Source organism: Halomonas sp. M4R1S46 (assembly GCF_025725685.1).
Taxonomy (GTDB): Bacteria; Pseudomonadota; Gammaproteobacteria; order Pseudomonadales; family Halomonadaceae; genus Halomonas.
The window spans coordinates 339447-357312 of sequence record NZ_CP107008.1 but is presented as its reverse complement, the minus strand read 5'-3'; the positions used below and the strand labels follow the sequence as shown (position 1 = coordinate 357312).

19 protein-coding genes are annotated in these 17866 nt (G+C 65.3%); 3 read left to right on the top strand and 16 right to left on the bottom strand.

The window, feature by feature from the left end; translation table 11 throughout:
• Positions 1–19: 19 nt before the first annotated feature.
• Complete coding sequence (pgeF, locus tag OCT48_RS01710; protein ID WP_263591047.1) at positions 20–775, bottom strand: peptidoglycan editing factor PgeF; 756 nt, start codon at positions 773–775, stop codon at positions 20–22.
• A complete protein-coding gene (gene rluD / locus OCT48_RS01705) occupies positions 772–1731 on the bottom strand; it encodes a 23S rRNA pseudouridine(1911/1915/1917) synthase RluD (RefSeq protein ID WP_263591046.1) in 960 nt (319 codons plus the stop codon). The genes pgeF and rluD overlap by 4 nt, the downstream gene beginning before the upstream one ends.
• Before the next feature lie 160 nt (positions 1732–1891).
• On the opposite strand from rluD, the gene OCT48_RS01700 reads away from it, so the two are divergent.
• The gene (locus OCT48_RS01700; protein ID WP_263591045.1) at positions 1892–2701 is read left to right on the top strand and encodes an outer membrane protein assembly factor BamD; all 810 of its coding nucleotides are present in this window, start codon (positions 1892–1894) and stop codon (positions 2699–2701) included.
• Positions 2702–2794: 93 nt separating this feature from the next.
• On the opposite strand, the gene OCT48_RS01695 is transcribed toward OCT48_RS01700, so the two are convergent.
• A complete protein-coding gene (locus OCT48_RS01695; protein WP_263591044.1) occupies positions 2795–4426 on the bottom strand; it encodes an NAD+ synthase in 1632 nt (543 codons plus the stop codon).
• 100 nt (positions 4427–4526) lie between these two features.
• Between OCT48_RS01695 and OCT48_RS01690 the strand changes: the two genes are divergently transcribed.
• The gene (locus OCT48_RS01690; protein WP_263591043.1) at positions 4527–4781 is read left to right on the top strand and encodes an HTTM domain-containing protein; all 255 of its coding nucleotides are present in this window, start codon (positions 4527–4529) and stop codon (positions 4779–4781) included.
• Positions 4782–4803: 22 nt separating this feature from the next.
• Here OCT48_RS01690 and thiO read toward each other — a convergent pair whose 3' ends face one another.
• Complete coding sequence (gene thiO / locus OCT48_RS01685; protein ID WP_263591042.1) at positions 4804–5901, bottom strand: glycine oxidase ThiO; 1098 nt, start codon at positions 5899–5901, stop codon at positions 4804–4806.
• 92 nt (positions 5902–5993) lie between these two features.
• On the opposite strand from thiO, the gene OCT48_RS01680 reads away from it, so the two are divergent.
• Entirely contained in the window at positions 5994–6557 is a 564-nt protein-coding gene (locus tag OCT48_RS01680; RefSeq protein ID WP_263591041.1) for a GspH/FimT family pseudopilin, read from the top strand.
• A gap of 47 nt (positions 6558–6604) precedes the next feature.
• Here OCT48_RS01680 and OCT48_RS01675 read toward each other — a convergent pair whose 3' ends face one another.
• The 12 genes from OCT48_RS01675 to OCT48_RS01615 all read right to left on the bottom strand — a co-directional run bounded on the left by OCT48_RS01675 (position 6605) and on the right by OCT48_RS01615 (position 17857).
• Positions 6605–7996, bottom strand: coding sequence for a PilX N-terminal domain-containing pilus assembly protein (locus OCT48_RS01675; protein WP_263591040.1), 1392 nt, complete (start codon positions 7994–7996; stop codon positions 6605–6607).
• 37 nt (positions 7997–8033) lie between these two features.
• Positions 8034–8603: a PilW family protein gene (locus OCT48_RS01670; protein WP_263591039.1), complete on the bottom strand. Its 570-nt coding sequence runs from the start codon at positions 8601–8603 to the stop codon at positions 8034–8036.
• On the bottom strand, positions 8600–9040 hold the full coding sequence (gene pilV / locus OCT48_RS01665; protein ID WP_263591038.1) for a type IV pilus modification protein PilV: 441 nt from the start codon (positions 9038–9040) through the stop codon (positions 8600–8602). Before pilV ends, OCT48_RS01670 begins: the two co-directional genes overlap by 4 nt.
• Positions 9041–9079: 39 nt before the next feature.
• Positions 9080–9529, bottom strand: coding sequence for a GspH/FimT family pseudopilin (locus OCT48_RS01660; RefSeq protein ID WP_263591037.1), 450 nt, complete (start codon positions 9527–9529; stop codon positions 9080–9082).
• A gap of 4 nt (positions 9530–9533) precedes the next feature.
• A complete protein-coding gene (locus OCT48_RS01655) occupies positions 9534–9968 on the bottom strand; it encodes a type IV pilin protein (RefSeq protein ID WP_318152545.1) in 435 nt (144 codons plus the stop codon).
• Positions 9969–10122: 154 nt separating this feature from the next.
• On the bottom strand, positions 10123–11076 hold the full coding sequence (gene ispH / locus OCT48_RS01645; protein ID WP_263591036.1) for a 4-hydroxy-3-methylbut-2-enyl diphosphate reductase: 954 nt from the start codon (positions 11074–11076) through the stop codon (positions 10123–10125).
• A gap of 36 nt (positions 11077–11112) precedes the next feature.
• A complete protein-coding gene (fkpB, locus tag OCT48_RS01640) occupies positions 11113–11574 on the bottom strand; it encodes an FKBP-type peptidyl-prolyl cis-trans isomerase (RefSeq protein ID WP_263591035.1) in 462 nt (153 codons plus the stop codon).
• Between the two features lie 72 nt (positions 11575–11646).
• The gene (lspA, locus tag OCT48_RS01635) at positions 11647–12174 is read right to left on the bottom strand and encodes a signal peptidase II (protein WP_263591034.1); all 528 of its coding nucleotides are present in this window, start codon (positions 12172–12174) and stop codon (positions 11647–11649) included.
• A gap of 10 nt (positions 12175–12184) precedes the next feature.
• Positions 12185–15019 carry an isoleucine--tRNA ligase gene (gene ileS / locus OCT48_RS01630; RefSeq protein WP_263591033.1) on the bottom strand — a complete coding sequence of 945 codons (2835 nt, stop codon included), beginning with the start codon at positions 15017–15019 and terminating at the stop codon, positions 12185–12187.
• Positions 15020–15029: 10 nt separating this feature from the next.
• The gene (ribF, locus tag OCT48_RS01625) at positions 15030–16061 is read right to left on the bottom strand and encodes a bifunctional riboflavin kinase/FAD synthetase (protein ID WP_263591032.1); all 1032 of its coding nucleotides are present in this window, start codon (positions 16059–16061) and stop codon (positions 15030–15032) included.
• 81 nt (positions 16062–16142) lie between these two features.
• Positions 16143–17225, bottom strand: coding sequence for a TPM domain-containing protein (locus tag OCT48_RS01620; protein ID WP_263591031.1), 1083 nt, complete (start codon positions 17223–17225; stop codon positions 16143–16145).
• 14 nt (positions 17226–17239) lie between these two features.
• Positions 17240–17857 (bottom strand): LemA family protein, encoded by a 618-nt coding sequence (locus OCT48_RS01615; protein ID WP_263591030.1) that lies wholly within the window; start codon positions 17855–17857, stop codon positions 17240–17242.
• Positions 17858–17866: the final 9 nt, after the last annotated feature.

The window sequence follows — 17866 nt, the reverse complement described above, 5'->3', positions numbered from 1 at the left end:
AGCTCCCGGAGAAGCCGGGCTAGCGCAACCAGATCATGCTGGCCATGCGGCCGGTCACGCCGTCGTCACGGCGGTAGGAGTAGAAACGCGGTTCGCAGGCGGTGCAGAAGTGGCCGCCGCTGATATGCGCCAGGCCGAGTCGCTCGAGACGCAGGCGCGCCAGCTTGTAGAGGTCGGCCATGTAGTGGCCGAGCCGGTAGGGACTGGGATCGAAGGCGTCCAGGGCCTCGGGGTGCACCGCCACGAAGGCCTGGCGCACCTCCGGGCCCACCTCGAACTGGGCATTGGAGATGGCCGGCCCGAGCCAGGCCATCTGGGCCTCGGCCGGGACCCCCATGGCCGCCACCGTGGCCTCGAGCACCCCGCCGGCCAGGCCTCGCCAGCCGGCATGGGCCACCCCGACGCGCTGGCCGGCCCGGTCGCAGAAGAACACCGGCAGGCAGTCGGCGGTCAGCACCACGCAGGCATGGCCGCGGTCCAGGGCCACCGAGGCGTCGGCCTCGGGCAGCTCCCCGGAATAGACCTGCTGGACCCGGGCGCCATGCACCTGGTCGAGCCACAGCAGCGGGCGGTCGTCGCCGACCTCCTTGTGCAACTGGCGCCGGCACAGCGCCACATGGGCCGGGTTGTCACCCACGTGCAGGGCCGGATTGAAGGCGGCGAAGTCGCCCTGGCTGGGGCCGATCTCCCGGGTGGTAACGAAGGCCCCCACCGAGGGCGGCGCCGGCCAGTCGGGGCGGATCAGCGTCGGGCGCAGGTCGAGGGCATCGCTCATCGCATCGTCTCGCAGTCATCGCGCAGGAAGTCGAGCAGCATCAGCAGGTCATCGGGCAGGGCCGCCCGGAACGTCAGGGTCTCGCCGCTGCCGGGATGCACGAAGGCCAGCTTGCGGGCATGCAGCGCCTGACGGGGAAACTTGCGCAGCACCTCCTTGAGGGTCTCCCCCGCCCCGGCGGGCAGCTTCAGGCGACCGCCGTAGACCGGGTCACCGATCAGCGGATAGCGCAGGTGGCCCAGGTGCACGCGGATCTGGTGGGTGCGCCCGGTCTCCAGGCGGCAGCGCACATGGGTATGGGCGCGGAAGCGCTCGACCACCCGGTAGTGGGTCACCGCCGGCTTGCCGGAGGCGTTCACCGCCTGGCGCTTGCGGTCCCGGGGGTGGCGGCCGATGGGCGCATCCACGGTCCCGCCGGCGGTCATCACCCCGACCACCACGGCGTCGTACTCCCGGGACACGGTGCGCGCCTGCAGCTGCTCCACCAGCGCGGTCTGGGCGGGCAGCGTCTTGGCCACCACCATCAGGCCGCTGGTGTCCTTGTCCAGGCGGTGGACGATGCCGGCCCGGGGGATCGCCGCCAGCTCGGGGCAGTGGTGCAGCAAGCCGTTGAGCAGCGTGCCGTCGGGGTTGCCGGCGGCCGGGTGCACCACCAGGCCGGGCGGCTTGTTGACCACCAGTACCTGGTCGTCCTCGAAGACCACCTCCAGGGGAATCTCCTCGGGCTCGAAGCGGGCGTCGTCCTCGATCTCGGCGGCGAGCGCCAGTGCCTCGCCACCGTAGACCTTGTCCTTGGGCTTGGCGGGGCTGCCGTCGACGGTCAAGGCACCGTCCTTGATCCATCCCTTGAGACGCTCCCGGGAGAAGTCGGCGAAGAGTTCGGCGGCGGCCTGGTCGAGGCGCAGGCCTGCCATGCGCTCGGGAACGCGATGCTGGGCTTCGAGGGTCTGGGACATGGGCTCGTCGATGGGTCCGTCTGGAGGGTGGCGACGCCCGTAGGCGCTCTGTCATCACGGCCGGCGCGATGACTGCGTTTTACCGCAAGGTGCTTTATAGTGGGCGATTCCTGGCCGATTCTAGCACGGCCGCCCAGGGTTGTTTGACACGAGGATCACGATGCGCGTTATCACGACCGGGACTCGCCTGGCCGCCATGCTGCTGGCGACCACCCTGCTGGCCGGCTGTGCCAGCACCGGCGACGAGGAGGCCCCCGACCTGCAGGAGCGCCAGCTCTACGAGGAAGGCCGCGCCGCGCTGGAAAGCGGCCGCTATACCACCGCCATCAACCGGCTCGAGGCCATCGACACCCGCTTCCCCTTCGGCGATACCGCGGAGCAGGCCCAGCTGGAACTGATCTACGCCTACTACGAGACCGATGACTGGGAGAGCGCCCGGGCCGCGGCCAGCCGCTTCATCCGCCTGCATCCGGACCACCCCCAGGTCGACTATGCCTACTACATGCGCGGCCTGGCGGCCTGGCAGGCGGGTCGCTTCAGTCTCGAGGCCCTGCGCCTGATCGATATTTCCAAGCGCGACCTGGGCGCGAGCCGCGACGCCTATTCCGACTTCCGCGAGCTGGTCCAGCGCTTCCCCGACAGCCAGTATGCCGCGGACGCCCGTCAGCGCATCGTCTACCTGCGCAACCTGCTGGCCCGTCACGAGTTGCAGGTCGCCGATTTCTACCTGCGCAAGGGCGCCTACCTCGCCGCCGTCGAGCGGGGCCGCTGGGTCATCGAGAACTACCCGCAGGCCGCCGGCACCCGGGACGCCCTGGCGGTGATGGTCGAGGGCTACCTGGGCCTGAACATGACCGACCGCGCCCGGGAGTCCCTGAAGGTACTGATCGAGAACGCCCCGGACCACGAGCGACTGAACGGCCGCACCTTCGATCCCCGCTACGTGGACGCGCCGGCCCTCTCGGCCTGACCCGGCCCGGCTTCCCCCCTTCGGATGTAAAAACCGGCGCTGCCAGAAGCAGCGCCGGTTTGTCTTCGAGCCTTCGGCGTCAAGCCTTCCGCTTCATTCTCCCGGCTGCCAGCCGTTGACGATGGGATAGCGGCGGTCACGCCCGAAGCCGCGCCGGGTGACCCGCACGCCCACCGGCGCCTGGCGACGCTTGTACTCGCAGCGGTCGACCAGCCGTACCACCTTGTAGACGTCGTCCCGGTCGAAGCCCGCGGCGATGATCGCCTCGGCGCTCATGTCGCCCTCGATGTAGCGCACCAGGATGGCGTCCAGGGTGTCGTAGTCGGGCAGCGAGTCGCTGTCCTGCTGGTCCGGGGCCAGCTCGGCGGAGGGCGGCCGCTCGATGACCCGCTCGGGGATCGCCGGCGACTGGGTGTTGCGCCACCGGGCCAGTCGATAGACCCAGGTCTTGTAGACGTCCTTGATGGCGTTGTAGCCGCCCACCATGTCGCCATAGAGCGTCGCGTAGCCCACCGCCATCTCGCTCTTGTTGCCGGTGCTCAGCACCATCAGGCCCTTCTTGTTGGAGATCGCCATCAGCAGCACCCCGCGACAGCGCGACTGCAGGTTCTCCTCGGTGGTATCCCGCTGGGTGCCGGCGAAGCTGTCGGCCAGGGTCTCCATGAAGGCATCGACCATCGACTCGATGGGCATCACCTCGTAGCCGACGCCGAGCAGCCTGGCCTGCTCGGCGGCATCCTGCCGGGAGATGTCGGCGGTGTAGTGATACGGCATCATCACCGCATGGACGCGCTGCGGCCCCAGGGCATCCACGGCGATGGCCAGCGACAGGGCCGAGTCGATGCCCCCGGACAGCCCCAGCACCACGCCCTCGAAGCCGCTCTTGTTGACGTAGTCACGAAGCCCGGTCACCAGCGCGCAATAGAGGTTCTCCTCCGGCGCCACCTCGGGGTCGGTCTCCCCGGCCTGGGGAATCCAGCTGCCCTGCTCGTGGACGAACTGCACCGGCATCAGGCCCACCGCCCAGTGCGGCGCCTGCACCCGCAGCTCGCCCCGGGCGTCGACGCAGGCCGACCCGCCATCGAACACCAGCTCGTCCTGGCCACCGATCTGATTGACATAGACGATCGGCAGCGCCACCTCGGAGGCCCGCTGCTTGAGCAGAGCCAGGCGCTCGGCGGGCTTGTCCTGATGGAAGGGCGAGGCATTGAGGGTGACGAGGATCTCGGCCCCGGCCTCCCGCGCCTGGCGCACCGGGGCCTCGGCCCAGATGTCCTCGCAGATCAGGATGCCCAGCCTGGCGCCCTTGTGCTCGACCACCAGCGGCTCGCCGCCGACGGCGAAGTAGCGTTGCTCGTCGAAGACCTCATAGTTGGGCAGGGCCTGCTTGGCGTACTCGTCGAGCCACTCGCCGTTGTAGAGCACCCCGGCGAGGTTCCAGTTGCGTCCCTCGCGACGCCCCGGATAACCGACGATCACCATGACGTCGCGCACCATCTTCTCGGCCATGCGGGCTCGGGCATGGCGCAGGCGGGTCTCCATGGAGGGGCGCAGCAGCAGATCCTCCGGCGGGTAGCCGGTGAGGAAGAGCTCCGGCAGCACCACGATGTCGGCACCATGCTCGATGCGCGCCTCGCGTACCGTCTCGATGGCTCGGTCGGTGTTGCCGGGGATATCCCCGACCAGCGGGTCCAGCTGAGCCATCACCAGCGTCAGGTCTTGCATGGGCGTAGAAATCTCTCGAGAATCGGTTGATACGTGCATTGTCCCGCAAGGGCGGTCGAGTGGCAAAGGCGGCCGGCCCCACTCAGGGAGTCATTTGAGGATGAACCTGTTGCTGATCCGCCTGATCATCTTCGCCGTGCTGTTCTTCGCCGGCCTCAAGCTGTATCGCATGTACCGCGAGTGGAAGCTCGACCGCGAGGAGGCCGCCCAAGGCAGTCCCCAGGGCAACCAGATGGTGCGCTGCGCCTGGTGCCAGGTGCACCTTCCGGAGGACGAGGCCCTGCGGGACAGAGGTCAGTGGTTCTGCTCGCCCGACCACCGCAACAAGTACCTGGAAGAGCAGCACGGGGATTGACCCCGCCTGACCCGCCGGCGCGTCAGGCCGGCAGCCGCCCCGCCAGCCGGTAGGGCGCCGGATCGACGATCGGCTCGCGCCCCAGCAGCTCATCGACCAGCAGGCGCGTCGAGGCCGGCGCCAGCACCAGGCCATTGCGATAGTGGCCGGCGTTCACATGCAGGTTGTCGACGCCCGGTAGCGCACCGATGAAAGGCACCCCGTCCGGCGAGCCCGGGCGCAGTCCCGCCCAGTGGTGCTCCACCTCGCACTCGGCCAGCGCCGGGACGATCCGGGTCGCCGAGTGCCAGAGGGAGTCGCGGGCCTCTCCGGACACGGACTTGTCGAACCCCGCCTCCTCCAGGGTCGAGCCGGCCAGCACCCGGCCATCGGCCCGCGGGATCACGTAGCGCCCATCCATCAGCACCACCCGGCTGACCAGCCCCGCTGGCGCCTTGAAGAGGATCATCTGCCCCTTCACCGGCCGCACCGGCAGCGACACCCCGAGCGGCGCCAGCAGGCCGGCCGCCCAGGCGCCGCCGCAGACGATGACCTGCTCCCCGCCGACGATGCCCTCCGTGGTCTCCACCCCCGCGACGCGCCCCGCCGCGAGGCGCAGGCCCGTGACCTCGCAGCCTTCCCGCAGCGTCACGCGGCCCATCGCGGCCAGGCGGCGGCGCAGCGCCCGGGTCAGCCGCGGGTTGCGGATGCTGCCGAGTGTCGGCATCCACAGCGCCTCGCGGCAGCCGGGTGCCACCTCGGGCTCCTTGTCATAGAGGAAGTCGGCGGAGACCCGCTCCAGGGGCTTGCCGACCTCGCGGGCCCACTCCATGGCCCGCGCCTCGTCGTCGACCCGCAGGTAGAACAGGCCCTTCTGGCGGTACTCCGGATCGATGCCGGTTTCCTCCAGCAGACGCAGGGCCAGCTCCGGATAGAAGCCCTCGGACCAGGTGGAGAGGCGCGAGATCGGCGCGCTGTAGCGCCAGGGATAGAGCGGCGAGACGATGCCGCCGCCGGCCCAGGAGGCCTCGCGGCCGCACTGGCCGCGCTCGAGAAGGGTCACCGAATGGCCGGCATCGGCCAGTTGCAGCGTCGTCATCATGCCGATGACGCCACCGCCCACAACGAGAAAATCACTCACGAGGCGTGTCCGCTATCGCTTACGGAGAGGGCGCGGCACCTGTCTAGCTTGAAGGAATACCCACGAGAACGGGCACTCCCGGGAGACACGGCATGGGACAGGGCACCGCCGAAGGCCATCAGCTTACCGGCAGGCCACCGGGCCTGGCAAAGCCCGCCCAGCGGGGCCTGACACTGATCGAGCTGCTGGTAACGCTCGCCGTGGTGATCCTCATGGCCACCTGGGGCATCCCCAGCTTCCAGCAGTTCACCGCCCGCAACGAGGTCGCCGCGGAGGTCATACGCATCAAGACCGCCCTGGCGCTGGCGCGCAATACGGCGATCACTCGCCGGGCAACCATTTCCGTTTGCCCCGCGTCTTCAGCTGTAAGCACGAACTGCGATTTAAGCGACTGGTCTCTGCCCATCCTCATTGTGGAAGGCCAAGCCCCAAGCGGAGACCTGACCAGTTCCAGCCTACTCAAAGTGATGGAAGGAACCGGCCAACCAACTTCATCTTTCAATAGAGATACACCACTACGCTTTCAATCGACGGGCTGGTCAAGGGGTCATAATGGCACCATTACTATCTGTGGTTATGACGGACAAGGTGCCGACATCATTATCAACAACATGGGGAGAGTGAGAACCGAAAAAAGCACCTCCTGCCAAAGCTGAAAAGCCGCCCCAAGAAGGAGCGGCCTTTTAGCATACTTCAAAACACACTAAATAGTTTCCAGCCAAGAGGCTATATAGTAATTATCTCCCAGACCGACACCCTCTAACCCCCAGAGGTCGACGATACTCAGCGTTTCGTCTGAGCCATCACCGTCCGTATCATACTGAATAGTCACATCAGATATCAGGGAAAATGTATCCAGCAAGACGTCATCATCAAAGTTATACAATGAGGTACCGCCCCCTCCAATGGCAATCGTTTTATCTGCAAATATACATGAAGAACCACAGTCAAGCTCATTCCCGCCTGAACCTTCAGTGTCAGAGACAACAGATCCGTCTTCTTGGTACGTATTCAGCTGATCTATGGGGGCCGACACAACCGAGCCATGAAACTCACCACCACCACCACCGGAAACAATATAATCACCCAGGACAATAATTAGCCCGTCAAAACTGGGGACACCATTAAAATCAACATTCCCATCAATGACCAAGACACCCTTTCCATCGAGATCACCCGAGTGATTAAATGTCGGACGTCCATTCGCATCAGTATCCACCCCAGCCAAGTCATCGCCATGACTAAGAAAGTAAACGCTACCATCTTCCGAAAACTCATCAGATGAAGGAAAATAGTCTTGCACTGACGTTCCTGCATCTGCCTGCAAGGCACTGAGAAAAGTTGCAAGAAGATTGGCATCTGTTAACGCCTGGACATCAATTCCGCCTTGCACACCACCCTGATAATTACATAGCCGATTATTACCACCATCATCTACACAGGTATAGGTGTCAGTAGACGCATCATACTCTGAGGCACTCTCGACAGTTTCATTATTCGGTATGATCTCGCCTACTACACCTTCAGCAATCTGGGTGCAAGCGACTTGAATCGCCGCCCTGTTATTACCATCAATATCTTCTTCACCCGTTATTTCAGCATTTGAGCTAGGAGGTTCAAATATCAAGCTATCCGGATCACATTCTCCTTCATCTTCCGCGACCACGATGGGTGCCCCTGGACCGACCCCAAGATGGGTTTCGAACTGCAAGCTGCGAAATATGGAGTCATTCGGATTGACACGCCCCGTACTGGTAATTACGTAGCGCCCATATAAAGTATTTCCGTCTGCATCGGTTTTCGGTGCACATGTAATGCTATAGGCGGCACTCACCTCAGCAGCAGCGATATTTTCATACCCTGCCGGCCATCCAGAGGTACCACAATTTGGGGCTCCGTTGAGAAATAGCTTCCAAGCTTCTGCCCCGCCGTATTCAGCGGCCATCAGCGCCGAAACCGACGCGCGATAGTTACCAGCCATTTGCTCTTCCAGGCGTGAGGACTGAAAACTGGACAACCCCAACAGCAATGCTATAACCATTAGCACCAAGCTAACAATCAGTGCCGCACCGCCTTGTTTTCTTATCCTAATCATATCAGCACCCTCACATTGCAGTCTTAGGCAGCTACTATTACTCAAACCTCGACACTGCGGAAGCTCGGTTTGTCACTCGAAACGTGAAGGCATCCGGCTGGCCATCAATAGGAACCAAAGATAACCCAATATCCACAAACACCTTATTATTCACAACTCCGGAATCCAGGCTCAAGTTAAATGACGCACCCACAATACCATTAATGATAGATTGCTCAACTGTCGTCACTGCACCACCAGGGTCTATGCAGCTGACCTCAATATTCAAGCTACCGTCCTGTTGAGAATAAACCAACTGATTGAGATCGTCTCCACTACAATAGGCGTCACTTTCCCGTGATTCAGCATAATCAAGTGTCAAGCTGGAGCCATCACTGGATGCCGCCGACAAGGGATCAGCGGTTCTAATATCTTGGGCCATGACATCAACAAGATACCGCAAGGTCTCCTGGCGCTGGTTCAACAGCCTTGCCTGCTCGTAGGATTGTTTCCCCGAGATGAAGATTTGCGTCGCTCCCAATACCACCAGCAACCCTATCACTAGGGCGACCATGAGCTCTACTAGGCTAAAACCGCGCTGGCGAAAACAATTTATCTTCATATTCATGGTGACGCCACCCTACCCGGAAGCTCTACGACGTAGGCAAGACTCGAGACCGAATCTATATTCCCATCCAGGTTTTCATCGAACCGCTCGTCACTCCATTGAACGCTAATGACATATTCGCAGTCCGTAGCAGTAATGGGCGTCGCATCAGATATAGGGAGCAGCGTACTCCACTGAGCATTCCAGGCAGCATTGATAGTTGCCACGGATGTCGCATCTGGGCATATTCCAGGGTTTGAAGCATCTCCCAGCTCGGCCCAAAGCCGTTCCACTGCATCTTGTGCCGAAAGCGTTGCAATCGATCGCTGATAGGAGACATGAGAACTTTTCATCGCATTAAGCTGCATAGCAGCAACCCCTAAGAGACCAAGGGATAGCACCAGGATGGCAATCAATGCTTCGATCAGGGTAAACCCCTTATCCGTATCACCATTCACATTAAAACCTCCTACTGTGCATAGATGGCCTACTTAAAATCAAGGTCTGCTTACCATGCCTGCTGCATTTACCTGCAATGTCTCACTATCACCACCCTGGTATTGAAGCGTCACGGAGCATGGCGTGCCCACTGGACAGTTCGCTCTCCCTAGCTCATTGAAAGTGATAGAGAAAGGGTCTGGCGTGGCAGCACTTATCGCCACGCTCCCATCATCTGACGATAGCGTCTTCATCGTCGTAACCACCCCACCAACGATATGGGTTACCTGTACCTGCCAAGCTCCCGAAATATTGACTGTAATATCGTCACGACGCTTCACAGCCTCACTTCGAGCATAATTCAAGCCTGAGAGGACATGGTTGAAGTCAGCCGCCAGGCGATTTCTTGCCATGAGTTCCTGAAAGCTTGGCACAGCCACTGTGGCCAGGATCACTGCCACTGCCAAAGCGGCCAAAAGCTCGATGAGGGTGAAACCTTTTATCTTCATGACTTCACCAACAGGCCGCAGGCAGCTTACTGCCGGTATGATCTAACGTGATATCGCCACTACAACCATCACTTCCGGAAGCAAGAGAAGCCGTTAAAGTGTAAGCCGATGCACTACTAACTACAGTAATAGTGTAATACTCCTCCGGTGAATCCAGGGTGTCACCATTGCCCAATGCACAGCCAGCATTGTCATAGGCGTTATAGACTGTGTAACAGCGTTCCAGCGTGCCTGCAGCTTGATTCAGGCCCGCATGTGCATCTGTCCGCTTAGCCCTTTCCACATACTGCGTATAGCTGGGATAGGCGATGGCGGCGAGAATCCCGATCACCGCCACCGCGATCATCAGCTCGATCAGCGTGAAGCCGGCCTGGCGCCGGGCATGGTCTTCGGGGCCCTTCGGCCGATGTCGTGTGCGAGTCATGATCACGCGGCGCATCTCCCCTGCTTACGTCACGATTTGTATCAGTATGTATCAGTACTGTCGTTTCCGACAGCCAATGGTCACAAAAAAACCGGGCGCTTGCCCGGTTTTCTTGGCCGTACCAAAGGCTGAGGCGCCCCCTGAGCGCCACGCCCGCGGTAGCACACGGCTAGTCGCTGGCGATCACCCGCTCGCGGAGTTCGCGCGGCATGGAGAAGGTGATGGTCTCCTCGCGGCCCGCGAGTTCCTCCGGCGCACTGGCGCCCAGGGCCTGGAGTCGCTCGATCACCCCCTTGACCAGCACCTCGGGGGCACTGGCGCCGGCGGTGACGCCCACCGCGTTTACGCCCTCCAGCCAGGCCGGGTCGACCTGCTCGGCGCTATCCACCAGATAGGCCGGCGTCCCGACGCGCTCGGACAGCTCGCGCAGGCGGTTGGAGTTGGAGCTGTTGGGGCTGCCCACCACCAGCACCAGGTCACAGCCAGCCGCCAGCTCGCGCACGGCGTCCTGGCGGTTCTGGGTCGCATAGCAGATGTCGTCCTTGCGCGGCCCGGCGATCTCGGGGAAGCGCTCGCGCAGGGCATCGATCACCCTGGCGGTGTCATCCATGGAGAGCGTGGTCTGGGTCACGAAGGCCAGCCGGCTCGGGTCCTTGACCTCCAGGTTGGCCACGTCCTCCTCGTCCTCGACCAGGTAGATCCGGCCCCCGTAGGAGGTGTCGTAACGCCCCATGGTGCCCTCCACCTCCGGGTGGCCCTCGTGACCGATGAGGATGCACTCCTGGCCGCGCCGCGCGTAGCGCAGCACCTCCATATGCACCTTGGTGACCAGTGGGCAGGTGGCGTCGAAGACCTTCAGGCCGCGCCGTTCGGCCTCTTCCTGGACGGCCCGGGAGACGCCGTGGGCCGAGAAGATCACGATGACGTCATCCGGCACCTCGTGCAGTTCCTCGACGAAGACCGCGCCCCGCTCGCGCAGGCTGTCGACCACGAAGCGGTTGTGCACCACCTCGTGGCGCACGTAGATGGGCGGATCGAAGACGTCCAGCGCGCTGTTGACGATATCGATGGCGCGATCGACGCCGGCGCAGAAGCCGCGGGGGTTGGCCAGCTTGATTTGCATGATTTGCCTTGCCTTGATGCTCGAGCATCCGTTCGATCAATGAGTCGTGGCGGGCTTCACGTCCAGTACCTCGACCTCGAAGGTCAGGGTACGCCCGGCCAGGGGGTGATTGAAGTCCACCTCGACCTGCTCGTCGTCGACGCGCTTGATCACCCCGGGCAGCTCGCCGCCGGCAGCATCGGCGAAGGACATCACCATGCCCACCTCGGGCGTGTCGCTGTCGAACTCCTCGCGCTTGAGCACCTGGATGTTCTGGGGGTTGTGCTGGCCGAAGGCATGCTCGGGGGTGATCTCGAAGCTGCCGGACTCGCCGGGGCCCATGCCCTTGAGCGGCTGCTCGAAGCCCGGCGGCAGGTTGCCGTCGCCGACCTGGAAGGTGGCCGGCGCCTTGTCGCGGGTGGAGTCCACCTCGGTGCCATCCTCCAGCTTGAGGGTGAAGTGCAGGGTCACTTCCATGCCCTCGTCGATGTGGTGGCCTTGCGCGTGTTGGTCGCTCATGTGCTCTCTCGAAGCTGTCGTGAAGGTCGCGTGGGGCTGGTGGCTTGGATGACGCGACGCGCCCCGGGTTCCTCAGCGGCCGCGCCGGGCCCGGCGACGCTCGCCGAACACCGACTCCCAGATCAGCCCGATGGCGCCCAGGGTGATGCCGATGTCCGCCACGTTGAAGGCCGGGTAATACCAGCCGGCGGCATGAAAGGACAGGAAGTCCACCACATAGCCGTGCACCAGCCGGTCGTAGAGGTTGCCCAGGGCGCCGCCGATGATCAGTGCCAGGGCGGCGCCGAGGAGCTTCTCGTCGGCCCTCAGGCGGTGCATCCAGACCGTCAGCCCCACGCTGGCCCCCACCGCGAAGGTGGCGAAGAACCAGCGCTGCCAGCCGGGGTGGTCGGCCAGGAAGCTGAAGGCCGCGCCGGTGTTGTGCAGCAGGGTCAGGTTGAAGAACGGCAGCACCACCACCGGCTGGGCATAGGCCAGCAGGCTCGAGGCCAGGGCCTTGGTACCCAGGTCCAGGGCCACCACGGCCGCGGTCAGCCACAGCCAGCGCAACGGCTTGTGCATGGGCGCCGCCTTGGCGGCGCCCTTCGGGGTCTCCGGCATGTTGCCCACCTCATGCATAGTGACGGGCCTCGCCGGGGCCGTCCGGCAGGTTGCTCACGCACCGGCCACAGAGGTCGTCATGGCCGGCATGGCTTCCCACGTCCTCGCGGTGGTGCCAGCAGCGCTCGCACTTCGCGTGGGCGCTGGTCGCCACGGCGACCTTGAGCCCCTCGAGTTCGGTGGCCTCGGCGTCAGCGCCCTCGGCCAGCGGCGCCAGGTGGACCTCGCTGGTCAGCATCACGAAGCGCAGCTCGTCGCCGAGCTTGGCCAGTGTCGCCTGCAGGGCCTCGTCGACGTAGAGGGTCACCTCGGCGGCCAGGCTGCCCTTGATGGTCTTGGCATTGCGGGCATCCTCCAGGCACTTGTTGACGGCCTGCTTGACCTCCAGCACCTGCTCCCAGAAGCCGCGGCCCAGGTCGGCGTCCTCGGCCAGGGTGCCGAGCCCCGCGTAGTACTCCTCGAGCAGCACGCTGTCGCCGCGGCGTCCGGGGATGTGCTCGAAGATCTCCTCGGCGGTGAAGGACAGGATCGGCGCCACCCAGCGCGCCAGGGCCTGGATGACGTGATAGAGCGCGGTCTGGGCGCTGCGCCGGGCCACGGAATCGGCCTGGGTGGTGTACTGGCGATCCTTGATCACGTCCAGGTAGAAGCCGCCGAGCTCCCGGGCGCAGAAGCCGTGCACCTGCTGGTAGACGTCGAGGAAGCGGTACTCTTCATAGGCCGTCTCGATGCGCGCCTGCAGCTGGGCGGCGCGGTCGACCACCCACTGGTCCAGGGCCAGCAGGTCGTCGAAGGCCAGGCCGTCGCGCTCGGGAGCGAAGCCGTTGAGGTTGGCGAGCAGGAACCGCGAGGTGTTGCGGATGCGCCGGTAGACGTCGGCGGTGCGCTTGAGGATCTCGTCGGAGACCGCCATCTCGCCGCCGTAGTCGGTGGAGGCCACCCACAGCCGCAGGATGTCGGCGCCGAGCTTGTCCATGACTTCCTGGGGCGCCACCACGTTGCCCATGGACTTGGACATCTTGCGGCCGTGGGCGTCCACGGTGAAGCCGTGGGTCAGCAGGCCGCGATACGGGGGATGGCCGTCCATGGCGCTGCCGGTGAGCAGCGAGGAGTGGAACCAGCCGCGGTGCTGGTCCGAACCTTCCAGGTAGAGATCCGCCCGGGGGCCCTGCGCGTGGCCATGGGGATGCGAGCCGCGCAGCACGTGGCGATGGGTGGTGCCGGAGTCGAACCACACGTCCAGGGTATCGGTGACCTTGTCGTAGTCGGCGGCCTCCTCGCCCAGCAGTTCGGCGGGGTCGAGGCGGAACCAGGCGTCGATGCCCTCGCGCTCGACGCGCTGGGCGGCCTGCTCCATCAGCGCCACGGTGCGCGGGTGCAGCTCGCCGGTGGCCTTGTGCAGGAAGAAGGGGATCGGCACCCCCCAGTTGCGCTGGCGGGAGATGCACCAGTCGGGCCGGTTGGCGATCATCGCATGCAGCCGCGCCTTGCCCCAGGCCGGGGTGAAGGTGGTGGCCTCGATGCCCGCCAGCGCCTTGTCGCGCAGGGTCCGGCCATCGTGGCCGGCCACGTCCATGCCCACGAACCACTGGGCGGTGGCCCGGTAGATCACCGGCGTCTTGTGGCGCCAGCAGTGCATGTAGCTGTGGGAGATGGTCTTGTGGGCCATCAGCGCGCCCACCTCGTCGAGCTTGGCGACGATCTGCAGGTTGGCCTTCCAGATCATCTGGCCGCCGAAGAACGGCAGGTCGTCCACGTAGACGCCGTTGCCCTGCACCGGGCTCTCGATCTCGCTGAACGCCATGCCATGGGCACGGCAGGTCACGAAGTCGTCCACGCCGTAGGCCGGCGCCGAGTGGACGATGCCGGTGCTGCCGACCTCGGACTCCACGTAGTCGGCGAGATACACCGGCGAGCGGCGCTCATAGAAGGGATGGGCGAACGCGATGCCGTCCAGGCGCTCGCCGGTGGCGGTGGCGATGATCTCGCCCTCGAGCCCGAAGCGCTCGAGGCACGACTCGACCAGCTCCTCGGCCAGCAGCAGCAGGCGCTCGCCGGCATCCACCAGGGCATAGGTGAACTCGGGATGGACGTTCAACGCCTGGTTGGCCGGGATGGTCCAGGGGGTGGTGGTCCAGATCACCACGGCGGCGGGCTTGGCCAGCGCCTCGAGGCCGAAGGCCGCGGCCAGCCGGCCGTCCTCGGCGCAGGGGAAGGCCACGTCGATGGCATCGGACTGCTTGTCGGCGTACTCCACCTCGGCCTCGGCCAGGGCCGAGCCGCAGTCGAAGCACCAGTTCACCGGCTTGAGCCCCTTGAAGACGTAGCCGCCCTCGACCATCTCGGCCAGGGCGCGGATCTCGCCGGCCTCGTTGGCATAGTCCATGGAGCGGTAGGGGTTGTCCCAGTCGCCGATCACGCCCAGGCGCACGAAGTCGGACAGCTGCCCCTGGATCTGCTCGGCGGCATACTCGCGGCACAGCTCGCGGGCCCTGGCCGGCTCCAGATGCTTGCCGTGGGTGGTCTCCACCTTGTGCTCGATGGGCAGGCCGTGGCAGTCCCAGCCCGGCACATAGGGCGCGTCGAAGCCGGCCAGGTTCTTCGACTTGACGATGATGTCCTTGAGGATCTTGTTGACGGCGTGACCGATGTGAATGCTGCCGTTGGCGTAGGGAGGGCCATCGTGGAGCACGAACAGCTCCCGGCCGCGACGCGCCTCGCGCAGGCGATGGTAGAGGTCCATCTCCTGCCACTGCGCCACCCGGGCGGGCTCGCGCTTGGGCAGCATGCCACGCATCGGGAACTCGGTTTCTGGCAGATTCAGAGTGTGCTTGTAGTCGCTCATATCCTGGGGGTCAGCCGTCGTCTTGGTCGGCGGGAAACCCCGCCGAGGAATCGGAAGTCACGGTCTCGCGCGCCAGCGGCGCCGATGCCAGAGGAAGGGGGTCGCCGGCGGCGGATACCGCGGCGAAGAAGCGCCTGGCGCGCGCCTGGTCGGCGGCGATCTGCGCCTTCAGCTCGTCGAGGCTCTCGAATTTCACCTCGCCTCGCAGCTTGGCGCAGGGCAGCACCGAGAGGCGCTGGCCGTAGAGGTCGCCGTCGAAGTCGAACAGGTGCACCTCGAGCACCGGGCGATGGCTGCCGACCGTGGGTCGCCAGCCGATGTTGGCCACGCCCTCGGCACAGTGCCCGTCGGGCAGCTCGGCGGTCACCGCGTAGACGCCTTGCAGGGCCAGCGAGCGCGCGGGCTGGGGCAGGTTGGCGGTGGGCACGCCGATGGTGCGGCCGAGCTGGCGGTCGCGCACCACCCGGCCCGCGAGCCGGTAGGGGCGCCCCAGCATGCGCGCGGCCTGGGCGAAGTTGCCACTGGCCAGCAGGGTGCGCACCCGGGAGCTGGAGACCCGCTCGCCATCCAGCAGGAAGGTCCGGGTGTGCTCGACCCCGAAACCCTGCTCGGCGCCCACCGCCTCCAGCAGCGCGAAGTCCCCGAGGCGGTCGCAGCCGAAGCGAAAGTCGTCGCCCACCACCAGGTGACGCACGCCGAGCCCACGGACCAGCACCAGGTCGATGAACGCCCGGGCGGTGAGGCTGCGCAGGGCATCGTTGAACGGCAGGCAGAGCACCCGGTCGGCGCCGTGGTCGGCCAGCAGCTCGACCTTGTCGCGCAGCCGCGTCAGTCGCGGCGGCGCCTGGTCGCCGGCGAAGAACTCGCGGGGCTGGGGCTCGAAGACCACCACGGTGACCGGCAGCGACAGCTTGCGGGCCCGCTCGCGCAGCTGGTCCAGGATCGCCTGATGGCCGCGGTGGACACCATCGAAGTTGCCGATGGTCGCCACGCAGCCACGATGCTCGTCGCGCAGGTTGTGCAGTCCTCGAATCACTTGCATGGGCGTCATCGCGAGTGGGTAAAGGGATCGATTATAACGGACCGGCGGCCCCTTGACAGCCGGGGCGACCTGGGCATCGGCCTAAGGCGTCCGCGGATAGCCCTGGGAGTCGAAGCGGATCCCGGCGAATCCGAAGCCATACGGACCGAGAGCCTCGCGCTCCAGCCGCCAGCTGTTGTCGCGACCGAAGCGCACGGCCTGCATCATGGTGGCCAGGTCGAGCCGCCAGGCGCCCTTCTCCTGAACCAGGAAGTACGGCGGGCACTGGCGCTCGGCCAGGGGCGCCAGCAGCACGGCCCGCCGCTCCCGGGTATCGGTCAGTTCACGCGCCACGGGGCAGCCGGCCAGGCTGCGCGCCATGTTGTCCATCTGCGCGGGGGTCATCACCCAGTCCGCCAGCATATCGCGCGTGCCATGGCTGTAGATCGCGAGTTCGGGGTTGTCGTTGCGCACCACCATGGCGCGCCGATAGGCCGCGAGCACGTCACGGGGCGAGCCCCCCTTGTCGACCGCCACCTGGGCATCACGGGGCACTGCTCGCCCCTCGCCGAGACGCGCCGGCAGACGCGCCCCGGCACCGCCACTACCGGCGATGGCCGGCACCAGCTCGCCCTCGACCTGCTGGGCCTGGGCCACGATCAGCTCGGTGCTGGCCAGGATACCATCGGCGACCCGCCCCACGGCGAAGAACTCGGTCATCTGGCGCGCCTCCAGATAGGCGACGAAGGCATCGACGAACTGCCCCTCCAGGCCATGTCCCACCTCCAGGCGCACCTGGTCGGCCGACACGTCCAGCGCCAGCAGCAGCCCCCGCCCCCGGTCACCCCCGACGCCATGACGACGCACGTAGTCGACGGCGAAGCGATCGAGATCGCCCAGCTCGCGGTCGATCACCACCCGGTAGTCGATATCGTGGTCGGCCGCCAGCAGGGCGTGATATGCCGCCAGGCGCTGGCGCGCCGCCTCGTCAAGCAGGTCGATCCTGTCTTCCACTCGCTCAACTCGCTCAGGCCCACCTGCCCACCAGAGACCGCCCACCACCAGCACACCGGCCAGGACAGCCAGCCACCCGGGCAGGCGCAGCCCCAACCGGACCAGCAGCCAGCTCAGCAGCAGCAGGCCGAGCCCGACCAGCAGGCCATTCGCCCCGGGAAGGTCAATCATGCCCCGAGCCCCTCCTATTCAAACGCCACGGGGACCGGCTCCTCCGCCCCGGGCCGCGCCTCGAAGTAGTCACGGGGGGGCAGCCCCAGCGAGCCCGCCACCCAGCGCCCGATGAAGCCGCGCAGGGCGCCGTTGTAGTCGCGCACCGCCGCGTTGTAGCGCAGGCGGGCCACATTGATGCGGTTCTCGCTACCTTCCAGTTGGGCCTGCAGGCGCAGGAACTGATCGCCGCTGCGCAGCGCGGGATGCTCGCCGGCCTGACGCATCAGGCGTGCCAGTTCCTGGGAGAGGGCCGCTTCCAGTCCGGCGAACCGCGCAGGGTCCCCCCCGTCCCGGGCGGTCGCCAGGGCGTCGCTCAGGGCGTCGGCGCGCTCGCGAACCAGCCGCACCAGTGTCTCGCTCTCGTAGCTCATGTGCTGCTGGACGCTGCGTACCAGGTTCGGCACCAGGTCGGCCCGGCGCTGCAGGGTGCTCTCGACGTCCGCCCAGGCCGCCGCCACACGCTCCTCGCTGTCGACCAGGCGGTTATGGGTCAGCCAGGGAATGGCGATCAGCACCGCCCCCAACAGCACGATGATCAGCAGGCGGACGGTGCCACCATCGATACGACGACTGCCCTGCGATTCGTCCATGCCGCGTCC